Source organism: Hymenobacter terrestris (assembly GCF_013377905.1).
Lineage (GTDB): Bacteria > Bacteroidota > Bacteroidia > Cytophagales > Hymenobacteraceae > Hymenobacter > Hymenobacter terrestris.
Window position 1 is genome coordinate 159,103 of record NZ_JABKAV010000002.1, and the last position, 17,598, is coordinate 176,700.

The 17,598-nt window shown below is 58.9% G+C and carries 16 protein-coding genes; 10 read left to right on the plus strand and 6 right to left on the minus strand.

Translation table 11 applies throughout. From position 1 onward, the window contains the following. Positions 1-5 precede the first annotated feature (5 nt). Positions 6-764: an SDR family NAD(P)-dependent oxidoreductase gene (locus HW556_RS01515; RefSeq protein ID WP_176897318.1), complete on the plus strand. Its 759-nt coding sequence runs from the start codon at positions 6-8 to the stop codon at positions 762-764. A gap of 168 nt (positions 765-932) precedes the next feature. On the opposite strand, the gene HW556_RS01520 is transcribed toward HW556_RS01515, so the two are convergent. After that, positions 933-1,337 (minus strand): hypothetical protein, encoded by a 405-nt coding sequence (locus HW556_RS01520; protein ID WP_246289482.1) that lies wholly within the window; start codon positions 1,335-1,337, stop codon positions 933-935. A gap of 279 nt (positions 1,338-1,616) precedes the next feature. Here HW556_RS01520 and HW556_RS01525 point away from each other — a divergent pair, with 279 nt between their 5' ends. Together HW556_RS01525 and HW556_RS18985 are read left to right on the plus strand one after the other, a co-directional pair. Further along, complete coding sequence (locus HW556_RS01525) at positions 1,617-2,222, plus strand: C40 family peptidase (RefSeq protein ID WP_246289483.1); 606 nt, start codon at positions 1,617-1,619, stop codon at positions 2,220-2,222. Positions 2,223-2,418: 196 nt separating this feature from the next. Further along, the gene (locus HW556_RS18985; protein ID WP_394354128.1) at positions 2,419-3,090 is read left to right on the plus strand and encodes a YkvA family protein; all 672 of its coding nucleotides are present in this window, start codon (positions 2,419-2,421) and stop codon (positions 3,088-3,090) included. 82 nt (positions 3,091-3,172) lie between these two features. Here the strand turns inward: HW556_RS18985 and HW556_RS01535 are convergent, their stop codons facing one another. The 5 genes from HW556_RS01535 to HW556_RS01555 all read right to left on the minus strand — a co-directional run bounded on the left by HW556_RS01535 (position 3,173) and on the right by HW556_RS01555 (position 10,983). Next, complete coding sequence (locus HW556_RS01535; RefSeq protein ID WP_176897320.1) at positions 3,173-3,451, minus strand: acyl carrier protein; 279 nt, start codon at positions 3,449-3,451, stop codon at positions 3,173-3,175. A gap of 158 nt (positions 3,452-3,609) precedes the next feature. Beyond that, entirely contained in the window at positions 3,610-7,155 is a 3,546-nt protein-coding gene (locus HW556_RS01540; RefSeq protein WP_176897321.1) for an efflux RND transporter permease subunit, read from the minus strand. A 200-nt stretch (positions 7,156-7,355) separates the two neighbouring features. Then, positions 7,356-8,516, minus strand: a complete 1,161-nt coding sequence (locus tag HW556_RS01545; protein ID WP_176897322.1) for an efflux RND transporter periplasmic adaptor subunit — start codon at positions 8,514-8,516, stop codon at positions 7,356-7,358. Positions 8,517-8,581: 65 nt separating this feature from the next. Beyond that, positions 8,582-10,270 (minus strand): TolC family protein, encoded by a 1,689-nt coding sequence (locus tag HW556_RS01550; RefSeq protein WP_176897323.1) that lies wholly within the window; start codon positions 10,268-10,270, stop codon positions 8,582-8,584. A 98-nt stretch (positions 10,271-10,368) separates the two neighbouring features. Further along, positions 10,369-10,983 (minus strand): TetR/AcrR family transcriptional regulator, encoded by a 615-nt coding sequence (locus tag HW556_RS01555; RefSeq protein WP_176897324.1) that lies wholly within the window; start codon positions 10,981-10,983, stop codon positions 10,369-10,371. Positions 10,984-11,223: 240 nt separating this feature from the next. Here HW556_RS01555 and ispF point away from each other — a divergent pair, with 240 nt between their 5' ends. The 7 genes from ispF to HW556_RS01590 form a co-directional block, all read left to right on the plus strand. Beyond that, positions 11,224-11,706 carry a 2-C-methyl-D-erythritol 2,4-cyclodiphosphate synthase gene (gene ispF / locus HW556_RS01560; protein WP_176897326.1) on the plus strand — a complete coding sequence of 161 codons (483 nt, stop codon included), beginning with the start codon at positions 11,224-11,226 and terminating at the stop codon, positions 11,704-11,706. Between the two features lie 49 nt (positions 11,707-11,755). Next, positions 11,756-13,432: a M28 family peptidase gene (locus HW556_RS01565; RefSeq protein ID WP_176897328.1), complete on the plus strand. Its 1,677-nt coding sequence runs from the start codon at positions 11,756-11,758 to the stop codon at positions 13,430-13,432. A gap of 107 nt (positions 13,433-13,539) precedes the next feature. Then, positions 13,540-14,937 carry a LutB/LldF family L-lactate oxidation iron-sulfur protein gene (locus tag HW556_RS01570; protein WP_176897330.1) on the plus strand — a complete coding sequence of 466 codons (1,398 nt, stop codon included), beginning with the start codon at positions 13,540-13,542 and terminating at the stop codon, positions 14,935-14,937. A 104-nt stretch (positions 14,938-15,041) separates the two neighbouring features. Beyond that, entirely contained in the window at positions 15,042-15,248 is a 207-nt protein-coding gene (locus HW556_RS01575) for a helix-turn-helix domain-containing protein (protein WP_218136839.1), read from the plus strand. Beyond that, complete coding sequence (locus HW556_RS01580; RefSeq protein WP_176897333.1) at positions 15,245-15,574, plus strand: HipA N-terminal domain-containing protein; 330 nt, start codon at positions 15,245-15,247, stop codon at positions 15,572-15,574. Before HW556_RS01575 ends, HW556_RS01580 begins: the two co-directional genes overlap by 4 nt. Then, positions 15,571-16,608, plus strand: a complete 1,038-nt coding sequence (locus tag HW556_RS01585) for a HipA domain-containing protein (RefSeq protein WP_176897335.1) — start codon at positions 15,571-15,573, stop codon at positions 16,606-16,608. Before HW556_RS01580 ends, HW556_RS01585 begins: the two co-directional genes overlap by 4 nt. Positions 16,609-16,668: 60 nt before the next feature. After that, on the plus strand, positions 16,669-17,598 hold a 930-nt coding region (locus tag HW556_RS01590; protein ID WP_176897337.1), incomplete at its 3' end, for a hypothetical protein.

Here is a 17,598-nt window from a genome sequence, read left to right on the forward strand (position 1 = left end):
TGCTCATGCCCTTCACCGCTATTGCCGCCCCGGCGCGCCGTTTCCAGGATAAAGTATGCTTCGTTACCGGTGCCACCTCGGGCATTGGGCGGGCCACGGCCGTGCGCCTGGGCCGCGAAGGGGGCCGCGTGGTCATAATCGGCCGCAACAAAGAAGAAGGCCCGGAATCGGTGGAGCTGGTAGAGCAGGCCGGTGGGAAGGCACTGTTCATCCGCTGCGACGTGGGCAAAGACGCCGACTTAAGGCGGGCCGTAGAGCGAACCATTAAGGAGTGGGGCCGCATCGATGTGCTCATCAACAACGCCGCCATGATGACCTTCGACCCCATTTCCAAGCTCGACCCCGCCGAATGGGACCAGCTGATGAATGTCAATCTGCGCTCCTTGTTCCGGCTCACTCAGCTATGCCTGCCTCATATGAAGGGCGGGGCCATCGTGGCCATCAGCTCAGTTCATTCTTTCCAGACTACGCCCAACGTGGTGCCGTATGCCGCTAGCAAAGGAGCGATGGATGCCTTTGTGCGGGGCCTGAGCCAGGAAATCCCGCATACCCACGCCCGGGTTAATTCGGTGGCACCCGGGGCCGTGGACACGCCCATGCTCTGGAGCAACCCCAACGTAAAAAGCGGCAAAGAGAAAATTACCGGCCAAGTGGGCACACCCGAAGAAATAGCGGCCGCCGTTTGCTTTCTGGCTTCCTCCGAAGCCAGCTTCATCAACGGCACCACCCTGGTCGTTGATGGTGGCCGCCTGGCAGCGCTCTAACCAATGAGTGAATGAGCAAATTGGTGAATGATTGAATAAACAAGGGCGTCATTCAGAGCGAAGCGAAGAATGACGCGTGCTAATCGTTGGAGCATCACTGCAACGTAGGCACGCGAGATTCTTCGCTTCGCTCTGAATGACGCCCTTTTGCACTGGTCCTGCAGCCTCCTATCTCGCTTTTGGCGTAGCGTGGCGCTCGGCGGCGGTGGGCAGCGGCTGGCCCTGGGCGTAGTGGTGGGCATCGCGCTCGGCGGCTTCGCGGGCTTCTACCTCAAACGGGATGTGGTAGTAGCCATAGCGGGCCCAGCCCCATAGGTAGCGCACCAGAAACCCCAAGCGCCCATACTGCTCAAACTGCCGGATGTGCTCCATTTCGTGCGCCACCCAGAACGGGTCGCGCAGAAACTGCTCGCGCGTGACGCCGCTCAGGTGAATGCTGCGGCCCAGTACCATAGCCACAGTGGGCACCGTCAGTTTCAGGCGAGCCAGCCGGGCGAAGGGCGAGTTTTCTACAATGCGCGCTACCTGCATAAAGCAGTAATGAGAGGAAGGGAAAGGGCGAGATGTACGCAATATCATTCGGCTGAGTTTAGCTGGTTGCAAGACTATTTGTTAAATAAGTTGACCTATATCAGGATAATTTGTTTTTAACTACTTTTTTTCTTGCTCGTCCGGTCATTTAGGACCTAGCTTTACTCCACGCCTCTGTCCGACCAATCCGGAAAAGCAGTGGGCTACTGTCTTATTTTTTGCTTTTGCCATCCGGGTTTCCGGTTGCCTATCGAGTAACGAACATCTTTTGGAGCAGTACGGCCCTTCCCGGCAATGCTGCCAGCACCTTCCCGACGGACAATGAAAAACAGCATCCTCTATTGCCTCGCCGCGGCCGCCATGGTCCTCTCCTTTTTATTCGAGCAAGCCCCCGCCGCGTCTGGCAACCTAGTGGTTGCTTCTTCCCAACAAGCCTCCCTGCTGGGCGGGCTGCTGCCCGCCGATGAAGGCGACAACGCCCGCGCCCTGTCGAACGCCGACTCGGCGGCCTACGACAAAGTAGCCGAGCGCTTGGGTATCGAGACTGATTACAACGAGAATAAGTCGCTGCTGGCGACCGTAGCCTCCTGGCTGGGCACGCCTTACCGCTATGGTAGCAACAGCAAAAGCGGCACCGATTGCTCCGGCTTTGTTACCCGCGTATTTAAGGAGGTGTACGGCCTCACGCTGCAGCGCAGCTCGCGCTCCATGTTCGGCACTGTTAAGCGCGTTGATAAGGACGAGATGCAGACCGGCGACCTGGTATTCTTTCGTCGGGGCCCGGGCCAGCCCATCTATCACGTAGGCATTTACCTCAAGGACAACAAGTTTGCCCACGCTGCTACCAATGGTGGCGTCATGGTTAGCTCGCTGCAGCAGGCCTATTACAGCCGCAACTTCTACGCCGCCGGCCGCGTCGACCGCTAAGCGCCACCCGATTATACATCTTGCTTACCGCCGCGCCCCGTCCTCCCCGACGGGGCGCAGCTGTTATAGGCACCTGGTACCGAGATTTGCGGTGACTGAATGCGCGGAAAGTGGCTAAAACCATTTTGGCCTGATAGAGTATAGCACAACACCGGCACTTGGGCCGGCACTCTCCCTTTCTATTTATTACGCTTCCATGGATAAGCAAGCCCCTCAAGGACAGGACGTAGCTTCTTCGCCTCTGTTCAAAAAGTTTCTCGGCAAGGCCGAGGAATATGTTAAAAAGCCTACGCGCATGAAGCAACTGCTGACTGATGCGTACGAGAAAGCCAGCAGCAAGAAGGACATGGGCTCTATTGCCCACGAGGCCTGGGAAACCCTGCAGACAATGCTCCGGCTTATCAAACTATCGGCGTCGGGCGAATATACTGGCCTGCCTACTACCACTGTAGTGGCCGCAGTAGCCGTTACCATCTACTTTCTGAGCCCCATAGACCTGATTCCGGACTTTATTCCGGTACTGGGCCTCCTCGATGACGTAGCCCTGGTTGCTTGGTTCAGCACCACTATCCAAGACGAGCTTACAAAGTTTGCCGAGTGGGAGGACACCCGCCCTACCTTGGTAAAGGATACTGACGATCAGCCCTCGACCAGCTCCTCTTCGAAAGCCGAAACATCGGTCTCGACGATGGGGCAGATGGGCAATATGGGTTCAGAGGCCAATAAGCCCACTACTACTCAGACCACTGGTACGCCTGCTGCCACTCAGCACGATGTAGCCGCCAATACCACCGACAGCAGCCGCGAACCTAACTTCTCGACCCACGACCGTCCGGCTGGTGGCGACATGGGCGGAAACGTACGTTAGCTGTTAGCTGAAGAAAAGCAGAAGGCCCCGCACTCAATCGAGTGCGGGGCCTTCTGCTTTTCTTCAGCTAACAGCTAATAAACTACGCTGCCTGTGCCTGTGCCTGTGCGGGCGTGTGGCTGACAACGTAGTTCACGAAGTCGCCAACTGTTGTCAGCGGCACTTCGTCGGGGATGACGATATGAAAGTTGCGCTCCAGCTCCAGAATAATATCGACGACGTCGACGGTATCGAAGCCCAGCTCGCGGCTTAGGTCGCTGCCGATGCGCAAGCGGCGCGCCTTAATGGCCTTGCGCTTGCTAATGATGCGCAGCACCTGCTGCTGAATGGTTTTGGGAACGGTAGTAGTGGAGGCGTACATGAAACGAGCCAACAGGAGTAAAGAAAACGGAACGGAACCAAAAGCAGCGCCTCCCGTGCCCGTTCGGGCGAAGGAGTCCGGAAGCGGTAGCAATGGTTGCAAGGGTCCGCGAAAAAAAGTTCCGGCAAGAAGTGAATCTTGCCGGAACTCAACTTGATTTATACGTTGGCCAGGATGGGCGGCGTGGCAGCCTCCACTTCCTCCTGATCGGCATGCACCTCGGGTTCGCCCTTGATGCGGATTTTCAGGCTTTCGGTAATCAGGTACATCACCGGTACCACCACCAGCGTAATGAGCGTGGCGAATACCAGACCGAAGATGATGGTCCAGGCCAACGGGCCCCAGAACGTAACCGACTCGCCGCCAATGAAGAAGTTGGGCTGGCCCGAGTTAAAGAGCTCGTAGAAGTCGATGTTCAGACCGATAGCCAGCGGAATCAGGCCCAGCGTGGCGGCCGTGGCCGTGAGGATAACCGGATTGAGGCGGGTGCGGCCGGCCAGCACAATAGCCTCGCGCAGGGGCATGCCCTGGCTGCGCAGCATGTCGGTGAACTCGACCAGCAGAATACCGTTTTTCACCACGATACCGGCCAGCGCGATAATGCCCACGCCCGTCATCACGATGCTGATATTCATGCCCGTAATGGCCAGGCCCAGTAGCACCCCAATAACCGAGAAGATGATTTCGGCCAAGATGATAATCGGCTTGCTTACGGAGTTGAACTGCATCACCAGAATCAGGAAGATGAGGCCGATGGCGCCCACGGCGGCAATGCCGAGGAAGTCGGAGGTTTCCTTCTGGTCTTCCTGGGCGCCACCCATCTTCACGGTGTAGCCGGGTGGTACCGGAAACGAGCGGAGCGAGGTTTCAATCTGGCGCACTACATCGGGGCCGGTAAAGCCACCGAGCACGTTCGAGGAAATCGTAATCACGCGCTTTACGTCTTTGCGCTTAATGCCGCCGTAGGTCGTGCCGTAGCGCACATCAGCCACCGAGGCAATGGGTACCTGGCGCACCAAGCCCGTAGCGTCGCGGAAAGTCAGCGGCGAGTTCAGGATGGCGTCGATATCGGAACGGTAAGGCTCGGCGTAACGCACCTGAATCGGGTACTCGTCGTCGGAGGTCTTGAATTTGCTGGCCTCGGTGCCGTAGATGGCCGTACGCACTTCCATGCCAATCTGGGCGGTGCTTATGCCTTCGCGGTTGGCGCGGGTGCGGTTGATATCAACGGCAATTTCGGGGTTGCGGTCTTCCAAGTTGGAGCGCAGCTGCTCGATGCCGCCAATATTGGCCGAATCGATGTAGCGGGTCACGTTCTTGCTGAGCGCGATAAGCGTCGGGTAATCATCTCCCGAAACCTCAATGGCAATGGGCTTACCGGTGGGCGGGCCGCTGCTTTCCTGGTCCACCGAAATTTCGGTGCCCGGAATGCCTTTCACCACCTCCCGGATTTTATCCATGTAGATAGCCGTCGACTGGCCCTCCCGCTCGCTCATCTCCTTGAAGGCCACGGCCACTTTGGCTAGGTTCGACTGCGAAGTGCCGGCGGCCGAAGCTTCACCGGGGTCAGCGGCACCAATAGCCACGTTGGTAATTACCGATTCTACGTCGGGGTTATCCTGGCCGATAACGCCGTAGATGCGCTTTTCGAGGATGCGGGCCACCGAGTCGGTTACGGCTACGCGGGTACCCACCGGCATTTTCAGGTAGGTATATACAAACTTGGGGTCTCCCTTGGGGAAGAAATCCACCTTGGGGCTACGGGCCCAGATGGCAAAGCCAGACACTATGAACAGCACCACTACGCTAGCCATTATCAGTATCGGATGCAAATACGTCTTTAAACGCGCTTCCCATCTTCCCCAGAAAGAGTTGTTTACCGCTTCAACTCGACGACCAGTAGCCCAACGCACAATATTGGCGTAACCATCCTGGAAGCGGGGTAGCACCTTGGTCTGGAAACCGGCAATCAGGTGCACGAACACGAAGCGGTTGAGAATGACAAGCACGGCCAGCGTGAGCATCAGGTTGCCGACGAAAACCCCATTATCATGCAGAGTTTGCAAGAATGCTAACTGTTTCTCTACAGCTATTAGACTTATAGATGATAACGAGAGAATATAAAATATTACAGCAATTACGACCAGCACACCAATCCCAATCGACAAAGGCCGGTCCCACTGCGGCTTTTCGCCCGAGTGGTGGTCTTCGCGCTCCATGAAGCTCACGGCAAACACGGGGTTCATAATGAAGGCCACGATAAGCGACGACATGAGCGTCAGAATCAGCGTGACGGGCAGGTAGAACATGAACGAGCCCACAATGCCGGGCCAGAACATGAGCGGCACGAACGGCGCCACGGTGGTGAGCGTACCGGCCAGAACCGGGATAAATACCTCGCCGGCGGCGTACTTGGCAGCCTGGGCCGTCGTCATTTCGGGGTGCTCGTGTAGCAGGCGGTGGGTGTTCTCAATCACCACAATAGCGTCGTCCACCACGATGCCCAGCGCCAGCAGGAAGGCGAAGAGCACAATCATGTTGAGCGAGAAATCGAGCGTGGGCAGCAGCACGAAGGCCAGGAACATGCTCAGCGGCACCGACAGGCCCACGAACAGGGCGTTGGTGGTGCCCATGAAGAACATCAGAATCAGCGTTACCAGGATAAATCCGATGATGATAGTGTTGATCAGGTCATGCAGCGTGACGCGGGTGTCGTTGGAAGTGTCGCCGGTGACGGTGATGGTCAGTTCCTTGGGCAGCGTCAGCTCGGCGTCGGCAATGATTTCCTTGATTTTGTCGGAAGCGTCGATCAGGTTTTCGCCCTGGCGCTTCACCACGTTCAGCGTAACGGCCGGCTTGCCATCGAGGCGGGCAAACGACTCACGGTCCTTGAAACCGTCGGTGACGGTGGCAATGTCGCCGAGGCGCACGGCCGAGCCACTCAGGTTTTTGAGCTGGATGTTGGCAATGTTTTCGGCCCGCACGTACTGGCCGGCCACGCGCACGGCGCGCTTCTGGTTGCCCACGTCCACAGTGCCGCCCGAAATGGTCACGTTCTCGCGGGCAATGGCGGCGCTGATATCCGAAAAGCTCAGGCGCGAGGCCCGCAGCCGGTTCAGGTCCACGTCCACGTTCACCTGCTGGTCAAGGGCGCCAATAATATCGACGCGGGTGATTTCGGGCAGCGCCTCAATCTTGTCCTGAAAGTCGTCGGCAAATTTTTTCAGCTGGCTGATGGGCAGGTTGCCGGCCAGGTTGATATTCATAATGGGCAGCTCCGACAGGTTAACTTCCTGCACGGTGGGCGGCGAGGGCAGGTCGTTGGGTAGCTCGGAGCTGGCCTTATCCACGGCGTCCTTGATGAGCTGCTTGGCATACTGCACATCGACGCCGGAGGTAAACTCCACGTCCACGATGGCGTAGTCCTGGTTCGAAGTCGAAGAAATCTTCTTCACCCCGTTCACGCTCTTGATTTCCTTTTCAAGCTGGCGCGTCACCAGGTTCTCGATGTCGGTGGGCGAAGTGCCGGGGTAAATCGTGGCCACGATAATGCGCGGAATCACGATGTCGGGAAACTTCTCTTTGCCCAGCTTGATGTAGGCAAAAATGCCCATAATGGTGAGAATAAGCGTGACGATGTAAATCGTCGTCTTATTGTCAATGGACCAACTGGTGGGTCCGAATTCTTTTCCGGTGTCCTGCATGGGTGAAGAAGCTAGGAGTTAGAAGCTAGGAGTTAGAAGACTTGCTGGAAGCGGGGATGGATTTTCCGTATGCTTCCAGAGGTCAGCCTACTTCGTTTGCTTGTTCAATGAGTGATTCTGGATCGGCGTAGCCTAAGTCGCGGCACAGCAGAAAATAATAGCGGGTTTCTTCGAGCGAGCTTCCGCCTAACGTCTAGCTCCTACAGCGTAACCGCTTGTCCTTCGTTCAGATTTTGGTAACCGGCCGAGATGACCTGGTCGCCGGTTTGCAGGCCCTCGGTTACCTCCACTTTGCCGTTGTAGGTGTTGCCAACTTTGATGATGCGCTTGGTGGCCACCTTCTTGCCACCCTTATCATCTACAACCAGCACGTAGCTGTTCTGCTCGTCGCGCTGCACCAAGTCAACGGGCAGGACGGTGGCGTTCTGACGGTTGTAGTTGAGAATACGCACGTTGGTGACCATGTTGGGGCGCAGGCGGCCCGCTTTGCCAGGGTCGGCCAGGCGCAGCTCGATGGTAAAGGTTCGGCTGGTGGGGTTGATGGTGCTCGTAACCACGCGCACGGTGGCGTTCAGGTCGTTTTCGCCCAAATCGGGGATGGTGACCAGGGCCTTATCCCCTACTTTAATGCTGTTGGCGTAGGCTTCCGATACGTCGACCACGATTTTGCCGCTGCCGCTGTTGCTGAGCAGCTTCACCACGGGCGCACCCGGCGCGACGGTTTCGCCCAACTTGGGCAGCACGTCATCCACGGTGCCGCCGAAGGGCGCTACTACCCGGTACAGCTCGCGCTGACGGTTGAGGGTAGACAGGTTGCTCTGGAGCGCCCGGTAGTTGTTGCGGGCCTGCAGGAACTGGATTTCGGTTCCGATCTGCTGGTCCCAGAGGCGCTTCTGCTTCTCGTAAATTACCTTGGCCAGGTCCATGCGCACCTTCAGCTCGGCCACGCTGGCATCAAGCACCGAGCCATCCACGGTGGCCAGCGTCTGGCCCTTGCGCACCTGGTCGCCGCGCTTCACGCTGAGCGTGGTGAGCGTGCCAGCCGCGCGGGCTGATACGGTGGCGTTCTGATCGAAATCGACCCGGCCCTGCACTTCGAGGTAGCTTTTGAAATCTTCATTGGCCACCTTAATAACCGACACGGGCGTAGCCTGCAAAGCCACTTCCTCCGCCGAAGGGCCGTTGGTGGCCTCCAGCTCCGAAATCTTGGCCTGGGTGCTGGCCTGCTCCTGCTTGAGCTTGGCGAGTTCCGCCGCCGGATCTTTGGCGCCGCAGGAAGCGGCCAGCAAGCCGATAGCCACGAAAAAGCTGTTAGCTGCTAGCTTATGGCTGTTAGCTTTCAGGAAAGAGAGAGGACGCATATAACAGAGGAATGAAGTCGTTGGGGAAAAGCTAACAGCTACTGGCTCTTAGCTAACAGCTTAAGTTAATTGGACGCTTTGCGGAACAGCTCGCCGGTAGCCTTGTCGCGGTCGACTTTGGCCACCAGCACGTCGTAGAGGGCGGCGTAGTAGTTGGTCTGGGCTTCGCGCAGACCGGTTTCGGCCGAAATCACCTCCAGGTTGGCACCTACACCCTCCTGAAACTTGATGCGCGATACGCGCGACACTTCCTCGGCCAGGCTTAGGTTGGCACGCTGGTTATCAAGCACGTCGAGGGCGTTGATGAGGCTGGTGCGGCTTTGGGCATCCTGCAAATCAATGCTCTGGCGCAAGGTTTCGAAGCCCCGCTCAATGGTTTGCTGCTGAATGCGCGACTGTTGCACCAGGTATTTGCGGCGGAAGCCATCGAACACCGGAATCTGCAGGCTCAGGCCTACATTGCCAAACCCAAACCAATTCTGGTTGGGAAAGCCGTTGGAGCTGCGCGAGTCGGGCCCGCGGAAGGCAAACAGGTCGCCGGCAGTCAGGCCTGAACCCGAGAAGCCGTAGGCCGCTGTGGCCAGCAGGCGCGGGTAGGCACCAGCCCGGCGGTTGGCCAAGTCTAGGCCGGCCAGGGCCTGCTGGGTTTCAAGGGTGCTGAACTCGATGCGGTTGTTGTAGTTGATGGCGCCGGCCAGCTGGCCGGTGCGCGCGCCGCTCAGGGCCGTCTGCTGATCCTGAGCCCGCTGATCAGCATTGTTGGGCGAATCCAGAGCAGGCGCGGTAGGCACACTGCCAAGGCCGCTCACGCCGCCGCCGGTATTAAAGTTGGCGGCACCCAGGGTGCGGCGCAGCGAGCCGGCATCTACCAGCGCCGTACTCAGCGAATCGCTCAGCGCCACGGTCTGGGTCTGGGGCAGGCCCATCTGAAACTTGAGCAGCGCCACGCTCAGGTCGGTGAGGCGGTTGGCTTTCTGCTGCTCCACCACCAGGTTGTTACGCTGCACCTGCAGGCGCTGCACGTCCAGCTTTTCGGCGAAGCCCGCCTTAAAGGTTTCGTTGGTCTGGTAGAGCAGCGTGTCGAGGCGCTGCACGTTGCGCGAGAGTAACTGCAGCCGCTCGCGGGCTACCAGGGTGCTATAGTACGCCTTGCTCACCTGCTCCACCACGTCAATTTCGGCCTGCTGTGTTTGCTTCTGGGCCAGCTGCTCGTACACTTTGGCCGCTTTCAGGCCAATGAGGTAAGCACCATCAAACAACAGCTGCGATACCGAGGCGCTGGTGTTGCCGGCCCACTGCAGCCCGAACGCAAAGGCCTGGGGCGGCATCGGCTCCGAGGGCAGCGTTACCGTGCCCAGGTTCACCGTCTGCCCGTTCTGGGCCGCCGCAATATCTCCCGGGGTCAGGGTGGTGGCCGATGCGCCGCCGCCCAGCGCCCCGAAGTTCACCAGGCTCTTCTGCAGCTTGAAGTTGTCGGCCACGTTGGCCGCTACGTTCACCTGGGGCAGGCCCGCCGACCGGATTTCGCCCACTTTGGCCTTGGCCGTCTGCTCACCCAGGCGGGTGGCCAGCAGCGTCGACTTGTTCTGCACGGCGTAATCGATGGCCTGCTTCAGGCTCAGCGGCAACGTACCCGAAGTGGCATCGAGCGTGGTGCCCAGCGCGGGTTGGGCCGTTTGGGCCAGCGCGGCCCCGGCTGGGGCCAGCAGGCCCGGCCCAGCGGCCAGCAGCAAAAGGCGAAAGTTCTTCTTCATATAAAAGGAAAGCAGGAGTTGCTTTAGTAGTGCTTGGTTGGCAGCGCTTAGATGCGCTTAGGATCAGGCGCTTACCGAAAATCTTACGCTTTAAAACGCTATTCTTCTTCCGTTACGTGGCGGTACACGTTGACGAGCTTGTGGCCCTTGAGCGTAACCAGCCCCAGCAGAAAGTGCTCGTTGCAGGCCAGTTGCACCCGCGACTGCCCAAAGTGGGCGTTCGGAAATATGTCGGGGTCAAACAAGATGTCAATCTGGGCCAGGCGCAGGCGGGCCAATACCTCCACGTCGAGGTTGGCGCGGTATAGCCCTTCCTTCATCCCCCGGTGCAGGTTATCCTGAATCTGGGTGAGGATATACCTGCTTTTATGGTTGTGGAACAGCTGCCAGGCAGCCGGGTAATACTTGCGCAAATCGTGCACGGTGTTGGGGTTCACTTGCGAGAATTGTCGCTCGGCCCACTCCATCATGCGCACCATTTCGTCCACGGCATTGTCGGCCTCGCCGGCAATGCCTTCGCACTCGCCCTGCACCCGGCAGAGGTGGCCGCCAATTACGGCCGATACCAGGTCGTCCTTGTTATCGAACCACTTGTAGAGTGTTTTCTTGGAGATGCCTAGGTCGGAAGCAATGTCATCCATCGACACGCTTTTTATCCCGTTGCGGGTAAAAAGCAGCAGGGCTGATTGCAGGATTCGGTCTTTGATTTCCATAATACGAGTGCAAAGGTACGCAGGAAACTTTTAATGAGTTGCGAGTTTCCATAAATACTTCTGCATATCCTTTTCCCCGGTCGCAATCCGCACTTTTTGCCTGCTGATGAAGCAGCCGTTCTCCGCTGCCACCATAACCTGACCCGGCTGCTGACGAGCTACCCATCCGGCCGCTTGGTTTGGCCGGCTGGCCGCTTTGGACCGAAGCCGTAACTTGCTCCCTTCTCAACAATTCTCCCCATGAAAATCCGCACCGGCTTCGGCTACGACGTTCATCAACTCCAGGAAGGGCTGCCTTTCTGGCTCGGCGGCATCCTGGTGCCCCACACCCATGGCGGCCTCGGCCACTCCGATGCCGACGTGCTCATCCACGTGATTTGCGACGCGCTGCTGGGCGCGGCCAACCTGCGCGACATTGGCTTCCACTTCCCCGATACCGACCCGCAGTACAAAGGAATCGACTCGAAGCGTCTGTTGGCCGAAGTGGCGCGTCTGTTGCGCGAGAAAGGCTACGCCATCAGCAACATCGACTCCACTATCTGCCTCGAAGCGCCCAAAGTCAACCCCCACATTCCCGAAATGCAGCGCGTGCTGGCCGAGGTAATGGGTATTGAAGCCGACGACGTCAGCATCAAAGCCACGACCACCGAAAAGCTTGGCTTCGTGGGCCGCCGCGAAGGCGTGGCCGCTTATGCGTCGGTGCTGATTGTGAAAAACGGCTGAGCTACCGCTCTCCAACGAATTCAAGCGTCCAATTCCTTCCCAAAAACCCATGCTTAAACCATCCCACTTCGCCTACCTGCTGGCTGCGGGCTTCTCGGCCGCTTCGTGCGCTACGCAGCAGCCGCTGGGCTCGGCCAGCGCGGCCGCCACGGCTACCACGGCTACTGCCGTAGCCACCCCCGGCGCAACAGCAGCCACCGCCGACCTGGCCCGCACCTACGCCGAAACCATCACTCAAGCCGACCTGCGCCAGCACCTCACCATCCTGGCTTCAGATGCGTACGAGGGCCGCGAAACCGGCGAGAAAGGTCAGAAAATGGCCGCCGACTACCTCGCCAAGCAGTTCGCCGACCTCGGCCTGCAGGGCCCGGTGAAAGGCTCCGACAACCCCTACGTTCAGCACTTTACCATGGTGCGCGGCAGCTGGGCCGATGGGGCCACGCTCAAAATTGGAGCCGACACCTACAAGTGGCTCACCGATTTCTACGCTCTCGGTGGACAGGGCTTCGCCACTCCCACCGCCGTGCAGCCCGTATTCGCGGGCTACGGCATCGAGCAGGACGGCTACTCGGACTACGCCAGCCTGGGCGACGTGAAGGGCAAGGACCTGCTGATTATGTTGGGCGAACCCCAGACCACTAAAGGCACCGCGCTGCTGGGCAAGGATGGCCAGAACAGCAAGTGGGGCCAGGATTACCGGGCCAAGCTGGCCATGGCTGCCCAGAAAGGTGCCCGCTCGGTATTCTTCGTTGATTTCGACCCCAACAGCAACTTCAGCAAGCTGGCGGCCCGCATGACGCCCTACATCAGCCGGCCCAGCATTGCTTTCAAAGACGCCAAGCCCGGCACCACCCGACCCACGGCCTACTTCGTGTCGCCGGCTGCTGGCTACAGGCTGCTGGGCACCAATGCCCAGACGGTGCCCAAGTATGCCGCCGCTGTAACGCAGGCCGGCAAACCGGTGGTAAGCCCTTTCCGGCCGGCTAAGGCCACGGTACTGGCCGCGCGCAAAAACGAGGATTTCGTGACGGAAAACGTGATGGGCTACCTCGAAGGCACCGACCGTAAGGACGAAATGGTGATTCTGTCGGCCCACTACGACCACATCGGCATCATCAACGGCGAGGTGCACAACGGCGCCGACGACGACGGCTCGGGCACGGTAACGGTGCTGGAAATGGCCCAGGCTTTTCAGAAAGCCAAAGCTGAAGGCCGCGGCCCCCGCCGCAGCATCCTGTTTCTGGCCGTAACGGGCGAAGAAAAAGGCCTGCTCGGTTCCGAATACTACACCGACCACCCAATCTTCCCACTCGAAAACACGGTAGTCGACCTGAATACTGACATGGTGGGCCGTACCGACAAGGACCACGAGGGCAAGCCGGAATACGTGTACGTTATCGGTTCCGACAAGCTTAGCTCGGAGCTGCACACCATCGTGCAGGCCCAGAACGAGCAGTACACCAAGATCGACCTCGACTTCCGCTTCAACGACCCCGAGGACCCTAACCGCTTTTACTACCGCTCCGACCACTACAACTTCGCCAAGCACGGCATCCCGGTAGCCTTCTTCTTCAACGGCGTGCACGACGATTACCACGCCGCGGGCGACGAAGTGGAGAAAATCGAGTTCCCACAGATGGAAAAGCGTGCCCACCTCGTTTTTTACACCGCCTGGGACCTCGCCAACCGCGACAAGCGCATTGTGGTCGACTCGAACAAGAAGTAGGAAACTGAGCCTGGGAAAGAACGTCCTGCTTCTGAAACCCGCCGAACCGATTCCGGTCCGGCGGGTTTTTATATTTGTCTGACTCTGTTCACCGACGCCCCATTGCTATGAAGCCAACTGCCGCCCCCGCTCCCACCAAAGCCGCTCAGTTCTTGGTTGACACCGACCACAAGGCCTTCGACCTGGAACACCGCCGCAAAATCCGCTTCAACATTGGCAAGTACAATGCGGCCGTAACCACCGGCATGGGTTTCTACGCCGACCACGAGCTGGCCCGCAGCCGGGCGTCGTACCTGAAAACGGAGGTAATCAACCACCTCGATGAGTACCTGCTGCAGTTTGAGGAGAATTTTATCAAGCGCGGCGGCAAGGTGATTTGGGCGCGCGATGCGGCGGAGGCGCTGGCCGAGGTGGGCAAGATTATGGAGCGCCGCCAGGCCCGCACCGTGGTGAAGGCCAAGAGTATGACCACCGAGGAAATCCATCTCAACGACTACCTCGAAAAGCGCGGCATCGAGTCGGTGGAGACGGATTTAGGCGAGTTCATTGTGCAGCTTAACGGCGAGCGGCCCTACCATATCGTCACGCCCGCCATGCACCTGAGCAAGGCCGATATTGCCGATATCTTCGTTAAGCACCTCGGCATTGCCCACACCGACGACGCGCAGGAACTCGTGCTCACGGCCCGCCACCTGCTGCGCGATAAGTACACGGCAGCCGAAGTGGGCATCACGGGCGGCAACTTCTTGGTGGCCGATACGGGCGCGGTTTGCGTGACCGAAAACGAGGGTAATGCCCGCCTGTCGGCCACGTTTCCGCACACCCATATTGCCATTGTGGGCATCGAGAAGGTGATTCCGCGGCTGCGCGACCTGGATTTGTTCTGGCCGCTGCTCAGCACCAGCGGCACCGGCCAACAACTCACGGTGTACAATACCATCTATACCGGCCCGCGCCAGCCGCTGGAAAAGGACGGCCCCGAGGAGATGTTCGTCATTCTGCTCGACAACGGCCGCACCAACCTGCTGGCCCAGCCTGAGCAGCGCGAAGCCCTGAACTGCATCCGTTGCGGCGCCTGCCTGAATGTGTGCCCGGTGTACAAGAACATCGGCGGCCACAGCTATGAGGCCACCTACTCGGGGCCCATCGGCTCGGTGATTACGCCGCACCTCTCGGGCCTGGAAGAAAACAAGCACCTGAGCTTCGCCAGCAGCCTCTGCGGGGCCTGCACCTCGGTGTGCCCAGTGAAAATCCCCATCCACAACCTGTTGCTCAAAAACCGCCAGCAAAGCGTGCAGCAAGGCTACACCGACCCCGAGGAGCGCCGCGCCATTGGCCTCTGGCTGCACGGCATGAAGCGCCGCTGGGTGTGGGACCTAGCCCCGGCTGCGGCCAAGAACTGGGTGCTGAGCCGCCTGCTGGGCCAGACGGGCTGGAGCAAGCGCCGCGACGCCGTGCAGGTAGCCCCCAAAACGTTCCGGCAGCTATGGAAGGCGCGGGGGTGAAGTATCCTAACGACAGTAACGTTTCTAATAAAACTTTACTAGATTTACTTGTATAAGACTATTATTGTCTTAAAATAAGTACAAAAAGGTAAAATTTTACTATATTGATTACCCAGAAAGAGTTAGCTCATTCAATTGCTGACCGTCGCCAAAAGCTCGGCCTTTCACAAATTGAGTTGGCTGAATTAGGGCAGGTGTCGGTCAGCTTCATCACCAAGCTGGAGGCTGGCCAAGCTAATCCGGGTTTCCGGCAACTTAATCGGGTACTGGATGCCGTTGGGTTAGCCTTATCTATCACTGTTAAATCATGAAACCACTGGCGGCCGAAGTTCTTTACAATGGGCAGATGGCCGGAATTCTTCAGCGCACCACCAGCCAGTTCTCATTCCGCTACACGCCTGCTTACCTAGCCGGACCATTACCCGCTATCAGCCTGACGTTGCCCAAGCGCGACGGGGCTTTTGTGTCGCCGGTGTTGTTCAGTTTTTTTTCTGGTTTACTGGCCGAGGGCGTGGCCAAGCGGATTCAGTGCCGGACGCTGAATATTGATGAGCAGGATGAGATGTTGCGGCTGGTTAAAACGGCGCACTCCGAAACTATCGGGGCCGTAACCATTCGGGAAGTCTCAAGCCCATGAAAGTACTGAAGAAAGTTGCGCTATGCGTCGGCTGCTACCGTCGTCTTACGAAGCAGCAGACTGATTTTTGCGCGGCCTGCACGCTGGAAATGTTCGATGGTGCGGTAGTAGGTGCTGGCTTGGCCTTCTCGGAACCACAGCAAGCGGAGCCCGAAGAAGCCTTGCGCTACCGTGAGCTGACGCAGCAGATGTCCATGTCGGGAGTGCAGGAGAAGTTTTCGGTGCGCGTGAACACAGAGCTTCTGGTGCTGGAATTGACGCGCACCGGCGGCCAGTTCATTCTCAAGCCAATACCCGATATCCAGCAACACGCCGAAGCCGTGCCGGCCAACGAGCACCTGACGATGCAATTGGCCCGGCAGGTGTTCCGGCTACCAGTAGCGGCCTGCGCCGTTGTACAATTCGCGGGTGGGCAACCAGCCTACCTAACGCGGCGGTTTGATGTGCAGGCCAATGGCAGCCGGTTGCTTCAGGAAGACTTTGCCCAACTTGCCGGCCGCACCCAACAGCAGCACGGCGTCAATTACAAGTACGATTTCAGCTACGAGGAAATGGGGCAGTTGATTCGGCAGCTGCTGCCGGCCACTTACCTACCCGAGCTAACCAGTTTTTTTCAATTACTGCTGTTCAATTATCTGGTTGGCAATGGCGACGCCCACCTTAAGAACTTCTCGCTTTATCGTACCGAAGCAGACGGCGCGTACCACCTCACCCCGGCCTACGATTTGCTCAGCACCAAGCTGCACTTCGCCTACGAGTCGGACACGGCCGTATCGCTCTTCGCCGACCCAGACGACGACCCACCCGATTTTAATGCGCTGGGCTTTTATACGTATCCCGATTTTCTGGCCCTGGGCCAGCGCCTGGGCCTGCCGCTCTCCCGGGTCCGCCGCCTGCTCACGAAAATCGTAGGGCACGAGGCCAAAGTGCAGGCGCTGATTGACCACTCGTTTCTGCCTGAAGAACTGAAAGTGCAGTACGCGGCCGTGCTGGCCGACCGGCGGCAACGGCTGCGCTACCCGGGCGGCACCTAGCCAACCCCGGCCGCCTGGCAACAGTACAAGAAAGGCGGCCGGTTGGTGGCTCGCTTTCCTATGCTGCAATTACTACTTAAGCCCCTGGTTTTCGGGGGCGGAGTCTTCCTGGTTATCTTCACCGTGCTGTCGGCCGTGCGCACTTTGGTACTGCCCCGCAACGAGAACGTGCTGCTCAACGCCTGGATCTTCACCAGCTTGCGGTTCGTGTTCGACACCGTGGCCGGGCTGGGCCGCACCTATGCCCAGCGCGACCGGGTGATGGCCCTATATGCCCCCATCGGGCTGGTGGCCCTGCCAATCGTGTGGCTGGCGCTGCTGAGTGTAGCTTATACCGGCATCTTCTGGGCCTTGGGCGAAGGCAACCTCGACCGCTGCTTCCGCATCAGCAACAGTTCCTTGCTCACGCTGGGCTCCGAAGAACCCAGCCGCGACCTGTGGGCCAACATGATGTCGTACTCGGAGGCCATGCTGGGGCTGCTGCTGCTCACGCTTCTGCTGTCCTATCTGCCCACCATGTACCAGGCGTTTTCCAGGCGCGAAATAGCCGTGTCGCGCCTGGAGCTGCGGGCAGGCAGCAAGGCGTCGGCCCTGGAGCTGGTGCTGTGGATGAACCGTACCGGCTCGCTGGGCGACGACCGCACGCAGTGGCAGGACTGGGAGCAATGGTTTGTGGAAATAGAGGAGTCGCATACGTCCCTGCCCATTCTGTCGTTTTTCCGCTCGCCGCAGCCGGGCCGCTCCTGGGTCACGGCCTCGGGCCTTATTCTCGACGCGGCGGCCCTAATTACCAGCAGCGTCGAGCAGCCCCGCGACCCGCACTTGACTTTATGCTTCAAGGCCGGTTGCATTGCCGTCAACCGCGTGGCTCGCTTCTTTCACTACGAAGAGCCTACCCCCGAGTCCGACGCACCCGCCAGCAACGCGCCCAACCCCGAGCCCAGCTTCCAGCAGGCCCACCAACGCCTGCGCGAAGCCGGTGTTTCCGTA